This is a genomic window from Gilliamella sp. Pas-s25 (assembly GCF_009795885.1).
Taxonomy (GTDB): domain Bacteria; phylum Pseudomonadota; class Gammaproteobacteria; order Enterobacterales; family Orbaceae; genus Gilliamella.
The window spans coordinates 1-20,619 of the sequence record NZ_WTEV01000023.1 but is presented as its reverse complement, the minus strand read 5'-3'; the positions used below and the strand labels follow the sequence as shown (position 1 = coordinate 20,619).

The window sequence follows — 20,619 nt, the reverse complement described above, 5'->3', positions numbered from 1 at the left end:
AACTATGAGATCAAACAAAACCATTGATAAAGGTTAAAAGCCAAATTTGCTTTTAACCTTTAACTAAACTAATTAAGATTCAATTGGTGCTCTCCAATCATCAGAACCAGATGTGCCGGCAACAGTATGTTCCCAAATGATCTTACGGTAGGCCAAAGACACTTTTAATAATTGAGTATACTCTTTATCACTTGGTGATTGACAATGAGGCATATGTAAATCCATATCGATAATAGTTGCATCTTCAAGTGTTGTAGTAAAAAAGTGTTCTTGTTTACCTTCAATAGAAGTTCTATACCATTTTAGTTGTACTTTTGGTAGCATCTCACCTGATGCTAGCGCATTATAAAGCAAAGGTACTGCTTTGTTTAAAGCAACAACAAATTGAAATGGCTTATGTGCACGTTGACCTGATGGTTGCCCTGATTGAGGATCAGTAGGTACAGTAACATTATGTAAAAACTCTTGTACTAACATTTCATCTTCGTGACCATTAACATAGATATTACCTACTGATTCAGCAGTAAATGCACCAGCAGTGATGTTCCCTTGTGTTTTCCCTTCAATAGAAATATAACATGGAGTTGGCATAGTAATCCCCTTTTTTAATAATGAATGTAGTTGTAAAATTTAATTTAATCAATGTTATTTGTATTATCTATTTTACATCATTTGTAATAAAATGGATCAATAAATTTACAAAAACTAAACAAATTATTCATTTTAATTTTTTCATATGATTATCATGTGTCATTATTTTTTACTTTAGGAGAAAACGATGAGAGGTGTAATTCGGCTTGGTGATCCAACAAGCCATGGTGGAAATGTCATAACTGCATCGACAAAAACTATAATACAAGGCAAACCGGTTGCTCGTGTTGGTGATTTAGTATCATGTCCAATGCCTGGACATGGTAATAACCCTATTGTTGAAGGTGAAGCCAATTTTAAAGATGAAGGAAAACCAGTCGCCTTAGACGGTCACAAAACCGCTTGTGGCTGTACATTAATTTCAACAACAAGTGAGGTTGGTGTAGGCTAAAATATTTACTATCTAGTTAACCATTTAAATAAAAGAGTCACAAAAAAGATAGTCTATTAGCTAAACGGTGTTCAATAACAGCGACTGCAAAGTAATGTGTATAAACATCCACTAAAACTAAAATAGAGAAAAACGATTTAGTTCAGTCTGCCGTTATTGTCCATCGTTTGTTTAGTAAAATTTTGTACATATCGATCATATTAGAACGTTTTTTTTATCATATTATCATAATTAATTCCAGGTGACCCCATTGGGGCAGATATATTATCAAGCATATTATTAGCAGCTCCATTGATACCTTGTGGCATTTTAAGCATTTGTTCAACATTTTTTATGTTATTACTAAGCAGTGATGCTCCATCAAATGCTCCTGATAAAAATTGAAACTGATTATTAAATCCAAGTTTATCGACCATATTATTTAGTATTGATGTCCCGCCAAATATATCCATATTTGGCATTACACCACCAGCAAATCCACCATTCATTAACATATTTAGATTACTTATACCGCCAGCAAACCCACCATTCATTAACATATTTGGATTACTCATACCGCCAGCAAACCCGCCATTCATTAACATATTTGGGTTACTCATACCGCCAGCAAAACCGCCACCCGATATTATATTTTGTACTTTAGCGAAATTATCAGATCCATCTGATTGTATTGCACCTATATCACATTGACCTTGTTTACACTTTTCACACTCTTCACAAAAAGGTGCGTTTTTCTTAATTGTCTCTTGCTGAACGAGGCTCGGAGCGACTAACGCTGCAATAAATCCAGGGATTTTTAAATTAAGTTGTTTGCCTTTACCTGGGGAGCCAGCGCCAATATTAAACGGAGAAGAAGTAAATATACCTGATGGTTTTAATACGATAAATTGCCCACCAGCTTTAATGGTTAGTTCTGTCCCAGCATCTAATGTAATTTTTGAGTTCGCCTTAGCTGAAATTTCGCTACCCGAATTAATTACATAATCGGAACCCACTTTAAGATGAAATTCATTACCAATCTTTTCGGATTTACTAGCCTCTCGTTTTATACGAGTTTCACCCTTTACTGAAACATCACTATTACCAATGATCTCAACAGTACTATTATTGGCTATCTTACTTTTATGATCGTGACGAATATCCCATGTTATATCATTATTGATAAGGGCATTAAAATCTTTCTGACCATGAATGAAGATCTCTTCTTGCCCACTTTCATCTTCAAATGAAAGCTCGTTATAACCTTCTGCTTTATGCGACTTAGAACGCCATACCATTTTGGTTTTATGAGCAGGTAATTCATAAGGCGGTTTATTAAGAGCATTATAATGTCGACCACTAATAATAGGACGATCAATATCACCATCAATATAGGTAATCATCACTTCTTGACCTATACGAGGTAAAGTGACACTACCAAAGCCATTACCAGCCCATTGATTAGCCGTTCTTACCCAAGCAGAAGCTTTATCATCGGCGGGATCATAACGATTCCAGTGAAAATGAACCTTAACACAACCATATTCATTCGTATGTATTTCTTCGCCAGCAGGACCAACGACTTCGGCTATTTCGTTGGCATCAGGAACCGGTTTATGAATATAAGTAGGTCGCCACTCTTTTTCAGCTGAAATAAATTCAACGTGATTACTAACAACAGTTGCACCACTATCGGCTTCTTCCTCTAATGCCTGAGGGCAATAACCTTGATGATTAACCCTAACAACCTGCCATTTTGCGTTTAATTTATTATCTGAATGTTCGGTTAACGTAAAAAATGTCCCTGGCATTAATTTTATACAATTTGTTGTCGCACAACCTAATTCAGATTCAGCCTGTAGTGCCTCTAAACGATATTGTGTAAAGGTTTTTCCTGGCTTATCATTTTCAAAGCGTCCATAACTTTCAAAAAAAGTAAAATGCTCATTACCTTGTTGAGTTGACGATTGATGCATTAATTCATAAGCGGGGTTGGTGTAATTTCTATCTTTATGAATCGCCATATTAGGCTTCATGGTTACCGAAAAGGTTAAATCACTCATCAAATCACCCGTTTCGGCTGTTTGTGGGTGCGTATTATAGATCAAACTGGCACCTGATTTTTGCCCTAGCCGACTATCTGAATAGAAAATTTGCTGATTTTTATCATCGATTTGCTCAAACCAAAAAGTTATCCCTTCTTCTGCTGCAATACGTTTAAAAAATTGATAATCTGTTTCTCGTTTTTGTGTTACATATTCCCTAATTAAATGCTCATCATTAAGTTGACTATCAAATTGAATATTATGGTATAAAAACATGCTTTCTATAATTTCAGGGATGCTTTTAAAATGAAAAATACGGCTATCTTTGCGTAGCGTAAGTAACCATGCAGAAGGTCGCACAACAATTTTATAATGGGTACGTTTGAACCCTGACTTCCCCTGTTCAATAGTCTCTATCAAGCCAGAAATGGTTCGTTGTTCTTCACCACTTGCATTAACCTTAAATGTTACCTGCTGCAAAATTAAACTACTCAGATCGGGCAATGGCTCTTTGGTTGCAACATATAGAATAAGGGTAAATAGCTCAGATAACGCCTCTTCATGGGTAAATTTATACACCGAAAAAGTATCATCAGAAAGTTCACCAACTTTACACGTAAAATGAAGCCCATTATTGTTCATAGCTAATTCCTATATTTGTTCTTTACTGCCACTAATTTGGGGTAATATCCAACACTCTTTAGTTTGTGTATTGATTATTTTAGTTAATAAAAAACTATTATTGGTAATACAATAAGCAAAAAAATTCCCTAGTAACACGCCTAACCTAAACATTTCTCCTTTATCTGGGTAAAAATCAGGATTTAAATAAAATTCTAGTTGAACACCTCTTAACGGTAATCCATTAACAAGCCTATCAACAGGATGACTTATCACATTTTCTATACCTAGTAAAAATTGTTTTAAACGATTATGAGCAGGTCGATTAGACTTACTATGAATATCAAAATCTTGTACTACTTGACGAATAACATTAATATCATTTAAAAAAATTGGGCTTAATGATAAATGTGAAATTAATGGCCAATGGACATGGCTTGATATTATCGCAGGAAAAGGTTTACTGACTTTAGTAATATTGGTAAACGCAATACCGCTCGGTACATCACCTGTAGATGTTGAAATTTCATTTATGTTCAGCCCTTTCACTTCTTGACGATTAATACACTCAAGCTCACAAATAAAATAATTTATATTGGTCACATCAGTGGGTTCACCTTTATGATCAAAAAAAGAGAGTTTATGGATAACATTACCAATAACATCATGTTCTCGATCTATTTTATAAAAAATATCAGTTTCATTAAATGTATACCGTGTTGGAGAAAACTTAGTAATCGGCTTATATTCAATAAAACCGCCACGACCTAATCGATGCGCCTCATCAGGCGAATAGACTCTTTGTATACGATAAATTTCATGCAATGGATTATTTGGCTTAATCATAAACCCCGTTGGGGTTTTCTTCGCACTATCAAATGAAATTGGATGGCTTACCGTCAAAAATTTATTAATTCCAGGTACACAATATAAACGAAACACCTGCTCATCAATAAGATTGTCGAAAGGAAATGCTTGGTTAAAATTAAAAACCACCTCAAAATGGGTATTCTCACCTTGACGAATATATGGTTTTATATAGCTAATATCAAATTCAATAAAATCATTAACATGGTCGGTATAAAAGTATTCTTGTAATAACTGCAAACGCCAATAAGGAGAACCATTACATGGCAAAAGTAAATTTTCTGCCGTAGGGGTTTTGATATTAACCAATTTGTTGGAACACGAATATTCCTCTCCTGCCACTCTAATTTGGATATTTTTTAAATAGTGTGAAAACCACAACAATAATAATCCAGCTGTCTGTTTATTTTCCCCTAAAAATAGCGGTAATAATGTAAACTCCCAATCGATTTGTTTGGAATTACCATACCATTCAAACGTTAAAGTAAGCTGGGAGCCTTCATTACTATGTACAATTTTACGATTGATGATTTGTAGTGGTAATATTCTAACTTCTCGTCTTGTTTGAAAAATATAATGGTCTTCAGTTCCCGGATTTTTTGAACTTTGTACATGCATTTCGGGGGGGATATAAATTATTTCACCATTTCTTTCGGGAGTAAACTCAAAAATCGTTGTTGCAGGAATCGGATTAATTGGTGTTGACCAAACTTCATCTAGTAGTGCATGCGTTATTTCAGGAAAAGCATCATCAATTTTCTGACGCAAACGAGCAATTAAAAGAGAATTACCTTCTAATATTCGTTCAACATCAGCATCATCAGTTGACGCTGAAAAAAACGCATCTAATTCAGGATGTTTTTCAGCAATATCACGAGCTAATAGTTTAATGTATGAAATTTCATCTTGATAAAAATCTTTTAACTCCATTCCCTTCAAACTCCTTTGACTTAGATTGACTAAGACGTTTCGAATACAGTTAACATCTTTAAATGTTATTTACATATCATCATATCACCGATGTTAACATAAAACCGCAACTAATCATATTACAAAAAACAAATAGTCGCTTGATTTAAAGCAAGTTATTTTATTTATTTACCTTTATACTTTTCAGCTAACAATAAGGCTGCATTAGCATATGCTTTATGGATAAGTTGATCAATTTGCGCAACATCCGTTACATTATTACGTGACTTAGGTAAGATATAATCTACCTCAATATTGATAGGTGAGTATGTTGACCAATTGCCAGTTACAACATCAACTAATGTAAATTTTAGTAAATAACGTAATGATTTGGTATTACTCGGTAGTTTACCACCATGATACACATGCCAATTTACAATATTTGTTTTTTCGTCAAGAACACCATTTTCAAGTGAGCCCCAATAAACAACAATAGTGCGTTGACCACCTTTAGCCGCGATAAGACGCAATTGTTTCATATAATTATTATGAATGACATGATCTGTATCTTTATCTTTACTTTTGCGACGGTTTGATAATGTTTTTACTTTTGGAAAACCATTATAAACCGAAACCTGATAGTACTTTGCCATTTCTGACTGCATAGCGGCATCAGGAACACTCTCTCCAGACTGCACAAGAATAATTGAAGAATTAAGAGGAACATGAAATCCTTTTTTAGCCAAATAAGCAGCCTCTTGAATATCATAATCGGTAATCTCTTTATCCAACTCCTCATCAAAAATATCTTTATCTGTTAACTGTACTTTAGCCACTTTTGCAGCGCTATAGGCCGGATTTTTTAACGTTTGAGAGGATGAACAATTCACCAAAAAAATGGTTAAAAATAAAATAATTATAACATTAACTAATTGGGCTGTTTTTTGCATGATATTATTTGTCCTTATTTGAATAGATGGCAAAAATTTTCAGAATATTTTACATTCTATTACACAAATAAGATAATCGTAACGTAATAAAACAAACATTGCCATAAAAATCCATTATTAATTTTGTTCGATTTATAACAACAAAGAATAAATTTTATTCAGCATAAATACTATTGTATATCCACTAAAAAAATAAACCAAAAATAGCACCAATGCACAGACACCATATTGTAACGATTAATCATTGGCTAGATTAATAAAATAACTCATTAAACAGTTCATAAATATTAAAATTATCGATAACTGAATCATTTAAGCCATAAGCTAATAAAATATATCGAAAACACCGATATTAAATAGCATTAATAGACTTAATAATTTATATAAAAGTAACCGATAAAAACAGATTATTGAAACAATATTGTTAAAAAATATTGTCCTACTAAAAAAAATATCGTATTTTAAATAAGCAAATACATTAATTTTTCAGTTTCTTAATACTTTGCTAAAGGAATTTAGGTCGATATGGTGGAGCGCGTTATTAGTCGTATTGCTTTAATGATTCATCAACATATTAATCATTATTTTCTTTTATTTTCAGGGCTGAGTGATTGTTCTGCATTACCGAATTTATCGTTTAATGGCAGGTGCAAATTATGATGGATTTCCCACTGTCTAACTGGCGCACCATCACCGCCACCTCATCTATGCCACTATATGCGGTGCTCTCTAACGTCAGTGACGCGCAAGCTGTTAAAAACTACTATATTACCGATGGCTCGCAAACGCCTTATGGTCTTTATACCGGCACCCCTTACGAACACTGGTTTTCAGTGATGCCCATGCTCGTTAGACTTGATGAGCACAGCCCTTTTTTAGATTGGGTAAACAACACCGAGTACAAAGACTGGGGTTGGCTGGCGCGCTCTCATTTACCCTTCGAGGTCATCTGTGCCCATTTACGTAGCCTAACCCAAGCCATAATGCCGGGTGGCGAAACAGTGTTTTTCCGCTATTGGGATGGTGAGTACCTGTCAATAATGCTTGATTACTTTACCGATAGCTGGCAAGACGTGCTGCCTGCCTTTGCCTTTTATTGGATTAATCACCAATCGCATGTGGTGCATGTGCCACTTGAACAAGCGGTACAAACATCACCTTGGTGGCAGGTGCCACAGCCACTGATTGACACAATTGTGCAAACCACATTGACACCGTTAATCAGTAATATGTTGTTATGGTTACAAGAAAATAATTTACCCCTGTATGACGCCTTTCCCGAGACTGTCATCAAACAAAAAATCGTACACTTAGCCGCTAAGTACCAATCAAAAACAGCAGATAGCCAAATGACACAGCAATTAGTGTTAGCGTTACAAAAAGAGTTGCAATTAGCAACCAATCCATTCGAAGTGTTTGATGCTGACTTTTTTAGCAATAAATAAGGAATGTTATGGGATACATTGAATCAATTGAACAAGATTTAGATTTATTTAAACGAAAAGCACTACTTACCGAAGAGTACAAAAAAGTGCTTGAAGACTGGCGCGTTCGTGCATTTAATAAATCGTCTGACTTTCTTGGGGGGCCTACCTTTGAAATGGACCGGGTGCTGTCAATTAATAATAACGATAAAACAGCCAACTACGAACAAGAAAGCATCGAAACCGTCACAATTACCTGCCCACAAAACAGACAAATAGAAGTTATACTTAAGCACGAATCCATACTGGATTTACCCATCCCCGATGTTTTAATTAAATTATTTGAATATCACTCATGGGGAAGAAGTAAAAATGTCAGTAGCAAAAAAACCGACCCAGAAGGACGCGCCGTATTTACCGATTTAAAGTTAAATGAATCCTATTTTGCCGAAGCAATCGATAACAACTTAGAGGAAAATAACAAAAAGCTATTCAAAGCTTATGATGAATTAATGTTAAAGATGTACACCCATTTAAATGCATCTTGGGAAAAATATAAACCCCAATGGGAAAAAGATATTGATGTTGCTAAACTGATAAAAAAATTCTTCAAAGGCTTATTTGATGGCTTTATTAGTATCTGGGATGACATCAAACTGGCTTATAACGTCATTACCGACCCCGTAAAATATGGGAAAATGATTTATGCTGGCGCAGCAAAAATATACGACATTATAGGCAACATACCTGAAATTGATATTCAGGCATCACTCGAACAAAGCAAAGATTTTGCACTGCATTTAGCGGCATTTTTTAGTGATGAAAGTGCGATTTACTTAATTGCTAACGCCGCATTATTAAATATCAAGATGTATCCATGGGGTAATATCTTACCGGAGCTGGTTTCGCTTGGCGGAAACATATTGGGGGATATTCTTCGCGGTTTATTATTTGGCTCTTTACTCACATTAATTGCCGGCCCCGTGGGCTCGGCTTATATGGCTTATCGCTTAGCCCCAATTGCAAAAAAAGCGTCTGGATTAGTAAAAAAAATCTGGGATGTTTTAAAAAATATTTTAAATTCCCTCGCTGAACTAATCAAAGAATTTTTCAAGATAGTGTCTGAATCAGTGCACAAAATGAAAAACTTTTTAATGACCCAAATGAATAAAGAGAACAGGCTAGCAGCAGAACAAAAAACATATCTAGAACTTAAACACAAAACCGAAACCTCATCAGGACGCACCCATAACGACACCGCTTCGCAATCGACCCAAAAATGCTCAACAACTGGTTGCCCTATCTCCATGGTCACCGGTGAGGAACTATTATTACTTGATGATGCGACTTTATTAGGCGTTTATCCTTTCACGTTCCAACGACAATATCGCACCACCGCAGTCGAAATCAGTTCAGTATTTGGTTATGGCTGGAGCCACTCATTACAACATCAATTTACCTTTAACGATAAAGACGAAACCATTAAATGGGTTGACCATCAAAATCTTATCATTACCTTACCCATGCCCGACAAAGCGATTTCCTTATCGGCTAATTTAATGGCAAAAACCGCCGTCTGGTTAGGTGAACAAGAGCAGGAATACTTATTTACCTCTGCCAGTTTAAACGGTTGGGTAATGCATGTTAACCGTTTAGCGGATAATAGCGGTAAAATAACCGGCTTTTCTCAGAAAAAGCAACATCTCCATCTTCATTATGACGATAAAACCGACCTGCCAATAAGGCTAGAAAACCCCGCAGGTGCGAGTTTACTGTTTGATTATATTGCCACCGAGCAAGGTCACCGCTTAGCCGAAATCCGCTTAAAACGGCATATTACCCTAAAGGGTACAGCACCAGAGCCGATTATCCGTTACACCTATGATGAACGCGGGCAACTGAGCGAAGCTATCAATCCCGCTAACGAAGCAGAACGTTATACGTATCGTGACGATTATGTCTTTAGCCAACGCCGTTTAGCCGGTGGGGCAGAATTTTATTGGCAATGGCAAGGCACAGGCAAAGCGGTGCGCGCACTGCGTCACTGGAGTAATATCCCTAATACAGAAATACGCTATGAGTGGGATGATGTCGCAGGCACATCCACAGCGATTTATGCCGATGGCTCAAAAGAGATATGGGTACATGATAAACAATCCGCCCGACAAGTAAAACATATATCACCGAGCGGCGCTACGATTGAACGTCACTATGGTCAAGAAGGGGAACTGTTAGCCGAAACCGATCCACTGGGCAATACCACCAACTATAGTTATGACGGTGAGCTAAATTGCGTATCAGTCACCTATCCCGATGGCCGGCGCTTATGGCAACGCTTTAATCGTGGCTTATTAATGGAGCGCATTGAGTACAGTGCCGACGGTTTTGAAAAAAGCAAAGAAAAATGGGAATATGATATTGACGGGCAACTGCTGTGCTATATCAACCCCATGCAAGAACAGCTGCACTATCAGTGGACGGAGGGAGGCGTATTAAGTGCCATCCGCTATGGCGATGAGACCTGCGAACGCTATACCATCAACGCACTGGGGCAACTGCTTGAATACCAAAGTCGCAGTGGTGAAATCACCTATTACCGTTACAATGCCATGGGTAAACTGGTGTTTGAAAGTACCACCAATCCGCAACAATATGGGCATGAAAAACAGACTGACCCGCTACCGGCAACTCGGTTGGTTTGGGATGATGCAGGACGGCTAGCTGCCGTACGCTGGCCAGATGGTAGCTCACGCAAATTTAGCTATAACCCATATGGTGGCATAACGAAAGAAGTTGACGAAAAGCAGCGTGAAACCCACTACGAATATCATGACAACACCATGCTGATTAAACGCATTCGCTATCCCGATAACAGCTATAGCGAATACTTATATAACAATGTACATGGTGAAATTAGCGACATTATTAACGCCAATGGCGACCACTATCATATTGATTACACACCAAGTGGCAAAGTAAAAACAGAAAAACTATTTGATGGACGCTACATTGTTTGGGACTATGACGCTAATGACCAGATAATCAAACGAACAGAATACGGAGAAAGTCGGCGAGAAGAGACCGCTTTAATCACCACCTACGAACGTGACCATTGCGGACGTGTAACAGCACGCCTATTGCCTGATGGTCAAAAGATAACCTACCGCTATGATGGATTTGGTCGACTCAATGAAGTGGATGATGGCAAATGGCCACTGGTATGGCAATACGATAAATGTGGACGCATCACGCAAGAACACCAAGGCTTTAGTAGTCAATATTTTGATTATGACCAAGCAGGACGCTTATTTAGAATGCGCATGCCTGATGGCAATATCTTAACCCACTATTATCGTGGTGATGAAGTGAGCCAAATCGACCTAAACGGTCAAACACTATCGACGCACCGCTGGCAAGAAGGCAATGAAATCGCCCGTAGCATGGGGCGATTTGGTGAACTCAATTGCCATCAACAATTTGATAATCGTGGTCGATTGCTTAATCAAAAAGTCAAGGTCAAAGACAGCCTCAACAAACCGATTGAACGCCATTACCAATATAATGTTGCCGGCGAACTCACCCAAATGACCGACAACTACAAAGGACTAAAAACCTTTACCCACGACTTAAAAAGCCGACTCAGTAGCGCCAGCCACCAACCCTATAGCCAAGGGCAGTTACCGGATGAGCTAAGCTACAAAGGCTATCATGAGCACTTTTATTTTGACGGAGCTGATAACTTACTGGGCAGTGAAATGCCACTTGATGAATTAAAACACGCATCACCTGCCCCAAAAAACAATGGTAACCCAAAATCACCACAAACCCACAACAAACTCAAAGCTAACCGCCTGCTAATTCAAGGTGACCGACATTATCAGTACGACGAATACGGCAATGTGATTCGTGAATTACGCGGTAAACGGCAACATACCGAGCATCAATTTAAATGGGATGGGCAACATCGGCTGATTGAATTTAAAAAAATCCGCCACTACTGGGACGAGTACGATAAAGACTTTCATCAAACCGTTGAAACGGTGCACTGTTATGAGTATGACGCCTTTGGTCGCCGAATCAGCAAAACCGACATGCAAACCGGTGATAAAACGCTATTCTTCTGGCTGGGCGATAAGCTTATTACCGAATGCCATGCAGATGATGCCGACTTTAGTACAGAAGTTATCCGCAATGAACACACTAAAGCCCAAAACTACCGCTGCCTAAGCTACATCTACGAACCCAGCAGCACCGGCTTTAGACCAATGGCGCAGCTAGTGGGGCGAGGACGTGGTGGACAAATCTACTACTACCTCAACGACCAACTCGGCACCCCACAAGAGCTAATGACCGCAAATGGTGATATAGTTTGGAGTGGCGTTTACAAATCCTATGGCAACCTTGCAATAGAATACCGCACCGTCCCACAAAACCTGCGCTTTCAAGGGCAGTATTTTGACGAGGAGTCAGGACTACACTATAATCGCTACCGCTATTACGACCCCTACACCGCCCGCTACATCAGCCAAGACCCCATAGGCCTTGCCGGCGGCGAAAACGCCTATAGCTACGTTCCTAATCCACTGGCTTGGATTGATCCATTGGGGTTGGCAAAAAATTGCCCTGTCCGAGAAGTGAATGGAACAAAAATATATGGAAAAGGGCAAGTTGATGGAACACCGGGGCATGACCAGTTTTCAGAGGCCATCGCTAATAAACTAGCTATGTCTGGTCAGTTCAAAGAAATCTATTTAAACCGCTCATATAACCTTGCTCTAGGTGAAAGTAAATCTACACGCAGACCTGATGTTATGGCTATTGATAAAAATGGGAAAGTGCATGCGATAGAGATAGCCTCTAAAACAGATAAAAATGATTTAGAGTGGTTAACTAGGCGTAACGAAGAGGCTATGGAGAAATTAGGGATCTATAGAAAAGAAGCTATTTCTCTATTTGAGCATCCATATAATGCGAGAGATATGAAACACCGATTAGACTTATTGATTAAGAGTATAAAAGAAGGAAATTAGCTATGTACAGTGGCATTGTTTTATATAATACAGAAAATATCTCACAGAATATTGCGTTAGAGTTTGCTGAAACACTATTTTCGGCATTAAATGCCCCTATTACAGAGGCTCGTTATGTTAAGGCGATAGCTAAGAATGACGATCGTGATTTTAAATTTGTTAATATATCCCTAAAGGGATTAAAGCGTAAAATAAATCTAGAAGAGGTTATAGCTTTTGATTCATTGAATGAATTAGACAATATATGTCGCCTCCAATTTGTTTATAACACTGATAAATTTGGCAGAACTAATAATATTTATATTTTATACGATAATAAATTTGATCACGATGGTCTTGTTTTGGAGTTGATAAAGAACTTTGCACGTCAAAACTATTTTTCTTATGGCATAAAATATTCAGGATGTAAGAGTACAAATAATGCAACTGAATATGCCGGAGGATTCAACTTTGCCACAATATATCCTTACGAAAAATATCATTTTGACGAAAAAAAATTAGATGATAATAAGCGACTAAGAATGATTTATACCGCTAATATTATTAATCATCATCATTTAGACATGTGTGTAGATAATACCACGTTGAAAGATTGGATATTAAGTGATACAAGCCATGGTACACTTGAAGAATTAAGTGATAAATTATGGTTATGGCAAGTTGCCGAGAACGAGCTTGATAATATCAACAATTTTCTTGGCAAATTAGGTTTATTAATATCATGGAAATTACCAACGCCAGAGCCTGAAAAGCCCAAACGCAGGTTACCTTAAAATAGAATAATTGGCGACTAATAAACAACCTTGATTATACAGATCCTTGCTTTAAAACAGCGAGGAGTTTCCTTTTTTATTTTGTTATTTTATCGCTCTTTAAAAAACAAATAAAATCAATATTTTTTGAATAATTGTTATAAAAAATACAATACCTTTTAGCATACCCAAAGGCTGTTTTTGCTATTTATTTAGCACTAAGAAAAGCCGAAAACTCAACCCAACTAAAAAACAATTTTATACTAAAACGCATAGTTACCTGAAAGTTTTTGACATAAATTTTAAATCCGATTGTGATTTAGCTATCGAATACCGCACCGTCTGGCAAAACTTACCCTTTCAAGGGCAGTAAATAGGACTTGCCGGTGGCGAAAACGCCTATAGCTACGTTCCCGACCCACTGGCTTGGATTGACCCATTGGGGTTAACCAGTTGTCAATTAGGCGAGGCATTAGAAAAAGCGGGCGTATTCCGTCCAGAAAACACCGCTGCTCATCATATTGTGGCCGAAGGCGCGAAAAACGCAGAGCCAGCACGAAAAATTTTAGAAAAATATGGTATTGATATTAACGGTGCTATGAATGGCGTATTTTTGCCAACAAATAAAAACACCTCTAACTTGCCAGGAATAATGCATAACGGTCGTCATCCAGATGCCTATATTGATGAAGTCAATAAGCGACTTAGAAATGCAGATAAAATAGGCACCAAAGAAGCAATCGAGGCTGAATTAAAAAACATCGCAAATATTTTATCAAACGCTGACCGTAACGCAAATTGGAAAACGATATTGCAACAATTATAAGCGCTTGTTATTGCATTTAATCATAAGTGAGTTAATTAAAACTGAGAAAAAACAATGAAAACAAAGATTTATTTATTGAATTCAGACTTGTCTGACTATAGTTATTTTATTGAAAATTGCCCTAAGGGACAAGAAGATATGCAGGGAAGAGCAATGGATAGGGCACTTTATCATCATTGGCAACCGTTTGGTGAGGAATACCAACCTGTGACTATGGAGCTGTATCGTAATTATTATGGAAAAAAGAATTATCAGTTAGATATCAGTGGCTTTACAGCACCTTTTTATGTGTTAAGTGAAAGGGCTTTAGAGGCATTAAGTGATATTTTTCTTCCTCGAGGGCAAGTTTTACCGATTATTACAGCAAGTAAAAGAAAGAAATTCTGGGGCTACTTTCCGACAAATGTTTTAAAAGGTTGCTTTGATAAAGAAAAATCAATTTATAAACAATGGCCCAATGGTTTAATGATAGAGCATGTAGTATTAATCGCTGATAATATTACCGATGAATATTTATTTACTATAGAAGAAGATATCCGTCGAGTTTTTGTGACAGAAAAGTTTAAACAGCGGGTTGAAGAGGCAGGATTATTAGCGTTTACTTTTCCAGACCACCTTGTGGCTGAAACATCATAGTTTAGATTGCTTAATTATATAAATCCCCGTTTTAAAACAGCGAGGAGTTTCCTTTTTTATTTTGTTATTTTATCGCTCTTTAAAAAACAAATAAAATCAATATTTTTTGAATAATTGTTATAAAAAATACAATAACTTTTAGCATCCCCAAAGGCTGTTTTTGCTATTTATTTAGCATTAAAAAACCGAAAACTCAACCCAACTAAAAAACAACTTTATACTAAAACGCATAGTTACCTGAAAGTTTTTGACAGAAATTTTAAATCCGATTGTGATTTAGCTATCGAATACCGCACCGTCTGGCAAAACTTACCCTTTCAAGGGCAGTAAATAGGACTTGCCGGTGGCGAAAACGCCTACTGCTACGTTCCTAATCCACTGGCTTGGATTGACCCGTTGGGGTTAACCAGTTGTCAATTAGGCGAGGCATTAGAAAAAGCGGGCGTATTCCGTCCAGAAAACACCGCTGCTCATCATATTGTGGCCGAAGGCGCGAAAAACGCAGAGCCAGCACGAAAAATTTTAGAAAAATATGGTATTGATATTAACGGTGCTATGAATGGCGTATTTTTGCCAACAAATAAAAACACATCTAACTTGCCAGGAATAATGCATAATGGTCGTCATCCTAATGCCTATATTGATGCGGTTAATGACAGACTTAAGATGGCGGATAAAATAGGTACTAAAGAGGCAATCGAAGCTGAATTAAAAAACATCGCAAATATTTTATCAAACGCTGACCGTAACGCAAATTGGAAAACGATTTTGAAAAAAACATAAGTCTTATTATTACATTTAATCATAAGTGAGTTAATTAAATTGGAGAAACACTAATGAAACCGAAAATCTATAGGTTAAAATCAAATGTGTCGGACTATAGTTTATTTATTGAAAATTGTCCTAAGGGACAAGAAGATATGCAGGGAAGAGCAATGGATAGGGCACTTTATCATCATTGGCAACCGTTTGGCGAGGAATATCAACCTGTGACTATGGAGCTATGTGCTAATGATTATGGTAGAAAGAATTATCAATTAGATATCAGTGGCTTTACAGCGCCTTTTTATGTGTTAAGTGAAAGGGCTTTAGAGGCATTAAGTGATATTTTTCTTCCTCGAGGGCAAGTTTTACCGATTATTACAGCAAGTAAAAGAAAGAAATTCTGGGGCTACTTTCCGACAAACGTATTAAAAGGTTGCTTTGATAAAGAAAAATCAATTTATATACAAGCACCAAAAGCTTTAAAAATAGACCACGTAGTATTAATCGCTGATAATATTACCGATGAATATTTATTTACTATTGAAGAGGATTTTATGTATGTTTTTGTGACAGAAAAGTTTAAACAACGGGTTGAAGAGGCAGGATTATTAGCGTTTACGTTTCCAGACCACCTTGTGGCTGAAACATCATAGTTTAGATTGCTTAATTATATAAATCCCCGTTTTAAAACAGCGAGGAGTTTCCTTTTTTATTTTGTTATTTTATCGCTCTTTAAAAAACAAATAAAATCAATATTTTTTGAATAATTGTTATAAAAAACACAATACCTTTTAGCATACCCAAAGGCTGTTTTTGCTATTTATTTAGCATTAAAAAACCAAAAACTCAACCCAACTAAAAAACAATTTTATACTAAAACGCATAGTTACCTGAAAGTTTTTGACATAAATTTCAACTTTAACACTTTTATTTTGACGGAGCTGATAACTTACTGGGCAGTGAAATGCCACTTGATGAATTAAAACACGCATCACCTGCCCCAAAAAACAATGGTAACCCAAAATCACCACAAACCCACAACAAACTCAAAGCTAACCGCCTGCTAATTCAAGGTGACCGGCATTATCAGTACGACGAATACGGCAATGTGATTCGTGAATTACGCGGTAAACGGCAACATACCGAGCATCAATTTAAATGGGATGGGCAACATCGGCTTATTGAATTTAAAAAAATCCGCCACTACTGGGACGAGTACGATAAAGACTTTCATCAAACCGTTGAAACGGTGCACTGTTATGAGTATGACGCCTTTGGTCGACGAATCAGCAAAACCGACATGCAAACCGGTGATAAAACGCTATTCTTCTGGCTGGGCGATAAGCTCATTACCGAATGCCATGCAGATGATGCCGACTTTAGTCCAGAAGTTATCCGCAATGAACACACTAAAGCCCAAAACTACCGCTGCCTAAGCTACATCTACGAACCAAGCAGCACCGGCTTTAGACCAATGGCGCAGCTAGTGGGGCGAGGACGTGGTGGACAAATCTACTACTACCTCAACGACCAACTCGGCACCCCACAAGAGCTAATGACCGCAAATGGTGATATAGTTTGGAGTGGCGTTTACAAATCCTATGGCAACCTTGCAATAGAATACCGCACCGTCCCGCAAAACCTGCGCTTTCAAGGACAGTATTTTGACGAGGACAAATTTGTCTGGAACAAATTTGAACAATGCGTTAGCATTGGCCCTGCAAGGGTGAGTATCAGGATGATACGAATAATCAGGACTACACTATAATCGCTACCGCTATTACGACCCCTACACCGCCCGCTACATCAGCCAAGACCCCATAGGACTTGCCGGCGGTGAAAACGCCTATCGCTACGTTCCTAACCCACTGGCTTGGATTGACCCGTTGGGGTTAACCAGTTGTCAATTAGGCGAGGCATTAGAAAAAGCGGGCGTATTCCGTCCAGAAAACACCGCTGCTCATCATATTGTGGCCGAAGGTGCGAAAAACGCAGAGCCAGCACGAAAAATTTTAGAAAAATATGGTATTGATATTAACGGTGCTATGAATGGCGTATTTTTGCCAACAAATAAAAACACCTCTAACCTGCCAGGAATAATGCATAACGGTCGTCATCCAGATGCCTATATTGATGCGGTTAATGACAGACTTAGGATGGCGGATAAAATAGGTACCAAAGAGGCAATCGAAGCTGAATTAAAAAACATTGCAAATATTTTATCAAACGCTGACCGTAACGCAAATTGGAAAACGATATTGCAACAATTATAAGCGCTTGTTATTGCATTTTATCATAAGTGAGTTAATTAAATTGGAGAAACACTAATGAAACCGAAAATTTATAGGTTAAAATCAGATTTATCGAACTATAGTTATTTTATTGAAAATTGTCCTAAGGGACAGGAAGATATTGCAGGAAGAGCAATGGATAGGGCACTTTATCATCATTGGCAACCGTTTGGCGAGGAATACCAACCTGTGACTATGGAGCTGTATCGTAATTATTATGGAAAAAAGAATTATCAGTTAGATATCAGTGGCTTTACAGCGCCTTTTTATGTGTTAAGTGAAAGGGCTTTAGAGGCATTAAGTGATATTTTTCTTCCTCGAGGGCAAGTTTTACCGATTATTACAGCAAGTAAAAGGAAGAAGTTTTGGGGCTACTTTCCGACAAACGTATTAAAAGGTTGCTTTGATAAAGAAAAATCAATTTATAAACAATGGCCCAATGGTTTAATGATAGAGCATGTAGTTTTAATCGCTGATAATATCACCGATGAATATTTATTTACTATAGAAGAAGATATCGGCCGAGTTTTTGTGACAGAAAAGTTTAAACAACGGGTTGAAGAGGCAGGATTATTAGCGTTTACGTTTCCAGACCACCTTGTAGCTGAAACATCATAGTTTAGATTGCTTAATTATATAAATCCCCGTTTTAAAACAGCGAGGAGTTTCCTTTTTTATTTTGTTATTTTATCGCTCTTTAAAAAACAAATAAAATCAATATTTTTTGAATAATTGTTATAAAAAATACAATAACTTTTAGCATACCCAAAGGCTGTTTTTGCTATTTATTTAGCATTAAAAAACCGAAAACTCAACCCAACTAAAAAACAATTTTATACTAAAACGCATAGTTACCTGAAAGTTTTTGACATAAATTTCAACTTTAACACTTTTATTTTGACGGGGCTGATAACTTACTGGGCAGTGAAATGCCACTTGATGAATTAAAACACGCATCACCTGCCCCAAAAAACAATGGTAACCCAAAATCACCACAAACCCACAACAAACTCAAAGCTAACCGCCTGCTAATTCAAGGTGACCGGCATTATCAGTACGACGAATACGGCAATGTTATTCGTGAATTACGCGGTAAACGGCAACATACCGAGCATCAATTTAAATGGGATGGTCAACATCGGCTTATTGAATTTAAAAAAATCCGCCACTACTGGGACGAGTACGATAAAGACTTTCATCAAACCGTTGAAACGGTGCACTGTTATGAGTATGACGCCTTTGGTCGACGAATCAGCAAAACCGACATGCAAACCGGTGATAAAACGCTATTCTTCTGGCTGGGCGATAAGCTCATTACCGAATGCCATGCAGATGATGCCGACTTTAGTACAGAAGTTATCCGCAATGAACACACTAAAGCCCAAAACTACCGCTGCCTAAGCTACATCTACGAACCCAGCAGCACCGGCTTTAGACCAATGGCGCAGCTAGTGGGGCGAGGACGTGGTGGACAAATCTACTACTACCTCAACGACCAACTCGGCACCCCACAAGAGCTAATGACCGCAAATGGTGACATAGTTTGGAGTGGCGTTTACAAATCCTATGGCAACCTTGCGATAGAATACCGCACCGTCCCACAAAACCTGCGCTTTCAAGGGCAGTATTTTGACGAAGACAAATTTGTCTGGAACAAATTTGAACAATGCGTTAGCATTGGCCCTGCAAGGGTGAGTATCAGGATGATACGAATAATCAGGACTACACTATAATCGCTACCGCTATTACGACCCCTACACCGCCCGCTACATTAGCCAAGACCCCATAGGACTTGCCGGCGGCGAAAACGCCTATAGCTACGTTCCTAATCCACTGGCTTGGATTGACCCGTTGGGGTTGGCAAAAAATTGCCCTGTCCGAGAAGTGAATGGAACAAAAATATATGGAAAAGGGCAAGTTGATGGAACACCGGGGCATGACCAGTTTTCAGAGGCCATCGCTAATAAACTGGCTATGTCTGGTCAGTTCAAAGAAATCTATTTAAACCGCTCATATAACCTTGCTCTAGGTGAAAGTAAATCTACACGCAGACCTGATGTTATGGCTATCGATAAAAATGGGAAAGTGCATGCGATAGAGATAGCCTCTAAATCTGATATGACAGATTTTGATTTTTTGTTTACCCGTAATAAAGAGGCTATGGAGATATTAGGGATCTATAGAGAGGAAGCTATTTTTTCATTTGAGCATCCATATAATGCGAGAGATATGAAACACCAATTAGACTTATTGATTAAGAGTATAAAAGAAGGAAATTAGCTATGTACAGTGGCATTGTTTTATATAATACAGAAAATATCTCACAGAATATTGCTTTAGAGTTTGCTGAAACACTATTTTTGGCATTAAATGCTCCTATTACAGATACTAGTTATATTAAGCCGATAATAAGGAAGACCTGTAGTGATTTTAAACAAGTTAATATTTCTCTAAAGGGATTAAAACGTAAAATAAATCTACA

General features: G+C 37.5%; 18 protein-coding genes. 14 read left to right on the top strand and 4 right to left on the bottom strand.

The window, feature by feature from the left end; translation table 11 throughout:
* Positions 1-72: 72 nt before the first annotated feature.
* Complete coding sequence (locus GQ593_RS10180; RefSeq protein ID WP_160431918.1) at positions 73-591, bottom strand: Hcp family type VI secretion system effector; 519 nt, start codon at positions 589-591, stop codon at positions 73-75.
* Between the two features lie 187 nt (positions 592-778).
* Here GQ593_RS10180 and GQ593_RS10175 point away from each other — a divergent pair, with 187 nt between their 5' ends.
* Positions 779-1,042, top strand: a complete 264-nt coding sequence (locus tag GQ593_RS10175; RefSeq protein WP_160431917.1) for a PAAR domain-containing protein — start codon at positions 779-781, stop codon at positions 1,040-1,042.
* A gap of 200 nt (positions 1,043-1,242) precedes the next feature.
* On the opposite strand, the gene tssI is transcribed toward GQ593_RS10175, so the two are convergent.
* The 3 genes from tssI to GQ593_RS10160 all read right to left on the bottom strand — a co-directional run bounded on the left by tssI (position 1,243) and on the right by GQ593_RS10160 (position 6,413).
* The gene (gene tssI, locus GQ593_RS10170) at positions 1,243-3,708 is read right to left on the bottom strand and encodes a type VI secretion system tip protein TssI/VgrG (RefSeq protein ID WP_160431916.1); all 2,466 of its coding nucleotides are present in this window, start codon (positions 3,706-3,708) and stop codon (positions 1,243-1,245) included.
* Between the two features lie 9 nt (positions 3,709-3,717).
* On the bottom strand, positions 3,718-5,484 hold the full coding sequence (tssF, locus tag GQ593_RS10165) for a type VI secretion system baseplate subunit TssF (RefSeq protein ID WP_160431915.1): 1,767 nt from the start codon (positions 5,482-5,484) through the stop codon (positions 3,718-3,720).
* Positions 5,485-5,648: 164 nt separating this feature from the next.
* Positions 5,649-6,413 carry a hypothetical protein gene (locus GQ593_RS10160; protein WP_160431914.1) on the bottom strand — a complete coding sequence of 255 codons (765 nt, stop codon included), beginning with the start codon at positions 6,411-6,413 and terminating at the stop codon, positions 5,649-5,651.
* A gap of 656 nt (positions 6,414-7,069) precedes the next feature.
* Between GQ593_RS10160 and GQ593_RS10155 the strand changes: the two genes are divergently transcribed.
* The 13 genes from GQ593_RS10155 to GQ593_RS13850 form a co-directional block, all read left to right on the top strand.
* On the top strand, positions 7,070-7,858 hold the full coding sequence (locus tag GQ593_RS10155) for a DUF4123 domain-containing protein (protein WP_160431913.1): 789 nt from the start codon (positions 7,070-7,072) through the stop codon (positions 7,856-7,858).
* Positions 7,859-7,866: 8 nt separating this feature from the next.
* Positions 7,867-12,867, top strand: a complete 5,001-nt coding sequence (locus GQ593_RS10150) for an RHS repeat-associated core domain-containing protein (protein ID WP_160431912.1) — start codon at positions 7,867-7,869, stop codon at positions 12,865-12,867.
* Between the two features lie 2 nt (positions 12,868-12,869).
* Positions 12,870-13,640, top strand: coding sequence for a hypothetical protein (locus tag GQ593_RS10145; protein ID WP_160431911.1), 771 nt, complete (start codon positions 12,870-12,872; stop codon positions 13,638-13,640).
* A gap of 418 nt (positions 13,641-14,058) precedes the next feature.
* Positions 14,059-14,445: an AHH domain-containing protein gene (locus tag GQ593_RS10140; protein ID WP_202115453.1), complete on the top strand. Its 387-nt coding sequence runs from the start codon at positions 14,059-14,061 to the stop codon at positions 14,443-14,445.
* A 54-nt stretch (positions 14,446-14,499) separates the two neighbouring features.
* On the top strand, positions 14,500-15,081 hold the full coding sequence (locus GQ593_RS10135) for a hypothetical protein (RefSeq protein WP_160431910.1): 582 nt from the start codon (positions 14,500-14,502) through the stop codon (positions 15,079-15,081).
* 396 nt (positions 15,082-15,477) lie between these two features.
* Positions 15,478-15,864 (top strand): AHH domain-containing protein, encoded by a 387-nt coding sequence (locus tag GQ593_RS10130; protein ID WP_160431909.1) that lies wholly within the window; start codon positions 15,478-15,480, stop codon positions 15,862-15,864.
* A 53-nt stretch (positions 15,865-15,917) separates the two neighbouring features.
* A complete protein-coding gene (locus GQ593_RS10125) occupies positions 15,918-16,499 on the top strand; it encodes a hypothetical protein (protein ID WP_160431908.1) in 582 nt (193 codons plus the stop codon).
* A gap of 311 nt (positions 16,500-16,810) precedes the next feature.
* Entirely contained in the window at positions 16,811-17,614 is an 804-nt protein-coding gene (locus GQ593_RS14005) for an RHS repeat domain-containing protein (RefSeq protein ID WP_160431907.1), read from the top strand.
* Between the two features lie 37 nt (positions 17,615-17,651).
* The gene (locus GQ593_RS10115; protein WP_442903608.1) at positions 17,652-18,119 is read left to right on the top strand and encodes an AHH domain-containing protein; all 468 of its coding nucleotides are present in this window, start codon (positions 17,652-17,654) and stop codon (positions 18,117-18,119) included.
* A 54-nt stretch (positions 18,120-18,173) separates the two neighbouring features.
* A complete protein-coding gene (locus GQ593_RS10110) occupies positions 18,174-18,755 on the top strand; it encodes a hypothetical protein (protein ID WP_160431906.1) in 582 nt (193 codons plus the stop codon).
* A 311-nt stretch (positions 18,756-19,066) separates the two neighbouring features.
* Positions 19,067-19,870 carry an RHS repeat domain-containing protein gene (locus tag GQ593_RS14000; RefSeq protein WP_272914608.1) on the top strand — a complete coding sequence of 268 codons (804 nt, stop codon included), beginning with the start codon at positions 19,067-19,069 and terminating at the stop codon, positions 19,868-19,870.
* Positions 19,871-19,988: 118 nt separating this feature from the next.
* Positions 19,989-20,417: a hypothetical protein gene (locus GQ593_RS13855; protein WP_237397741.1), complete on the top strand. Its 429-nt coding sequence runs from the start codon at positions 19,989-19,991 to the stop codon at positions 20,415-20,417.
* A gap of 2 nt (positions 20,418-20,419) precedes the next feature.
* The coding region (locus tag GQ593_RS13850) for a hypothetical protein (protein WP_237397737.1) at positions 20,420-20,619 on the top strand (200 nt) is incomplete at its 3' end.

Bases quoted from the DNA above. Each gene is read 5' to 3' on its own strand.
- GQ593_RS10180 (WP_160431918.1), bottom strand. From the start codon at position 591: ATGCCAACTCCATGTTATATTTCTATTGAAGGGAAAACACAAGGGAAC.
- GQ593_RS10175 (WP_160431917.1), top strand. From the start codon at position 779: ATGAGAGGTGTAATTCGGCTTGGTGATCCAACAAGCCATGGTGGAAAT.
- tssI (WP_160431916.1), bottom strand. From the start codon at position 3,708: ATGAACAATAATGGGCTTCATTTTACGTGTAAAGTTGGTGAACTTTCT.
- tssF (WP_160431915.1), bottom strand. From the start codon at position 5,484: ATGGAGTTAAAAGATTTTTATCAAGATGAAATTTCATACATTAAACTA.
- GQ593_RS10160 (WP_160431914.1), bottom strand. From the start codon at position 6,413: ATGCAAAAAACAGCCCAATTAGTTAATGTTATAATTATTTTATTTTTA.
- GQ593_RS10155 (WP_160431913.1), top strand. From the start codon at position 7,070: ATGATGGATTTCCCACTGTCTAACTGGCGCACCATCACCGCCACCTCA.
- GQ593_RS10150 (WP_160431912.1), top strand. From the start codon at position 7,867: ATGGGATACATTGAATCAATTGAACAAGATTTAGATTTATTTAAACGA.
- GQ593_RS10145 (WP_160431911.1), top strand. From the start codon at position 12,870: ATGTACAGTGGCATTGTTTTATATAATACAGAAAATATCTCACAGAAT.
- GQ593_RS10135 (WP_160431910.1), top strand. From the start codon at position 14,500: ATGAAAACAAAGATTTATTTATTGAATTCAGACTTGTCTGACTATAGT.
- GQ593_RS10125 (WP_160431908.1), top strand. From the start codon at position 15,918: ATGAAACCGAAAATCTATAGGTTAAAATCAAATGTGTCGGACTATAGT.
- GQ593_RS14005 (WP_160431907.1), top strand. From the start codon at position 16,811: ATGCCACTTGATGAATTAAAACACGCATCACCTGCCCCAAAAAACAAT.
- GQ593_RS10110 (WP_160431906.1), top strand. From the start codon at position 18,174: ATGAAACCGAAAATTTATAGGTTAAAATCAGATTTATCGAACTATAGT.
- GQ593_RS14000 (WP_272914608.1), top strand. From the start codon at position 19,067: ATGCCACTTGATGAATTAAAACACGCATCACCTGCCCCAAAAAACAAT.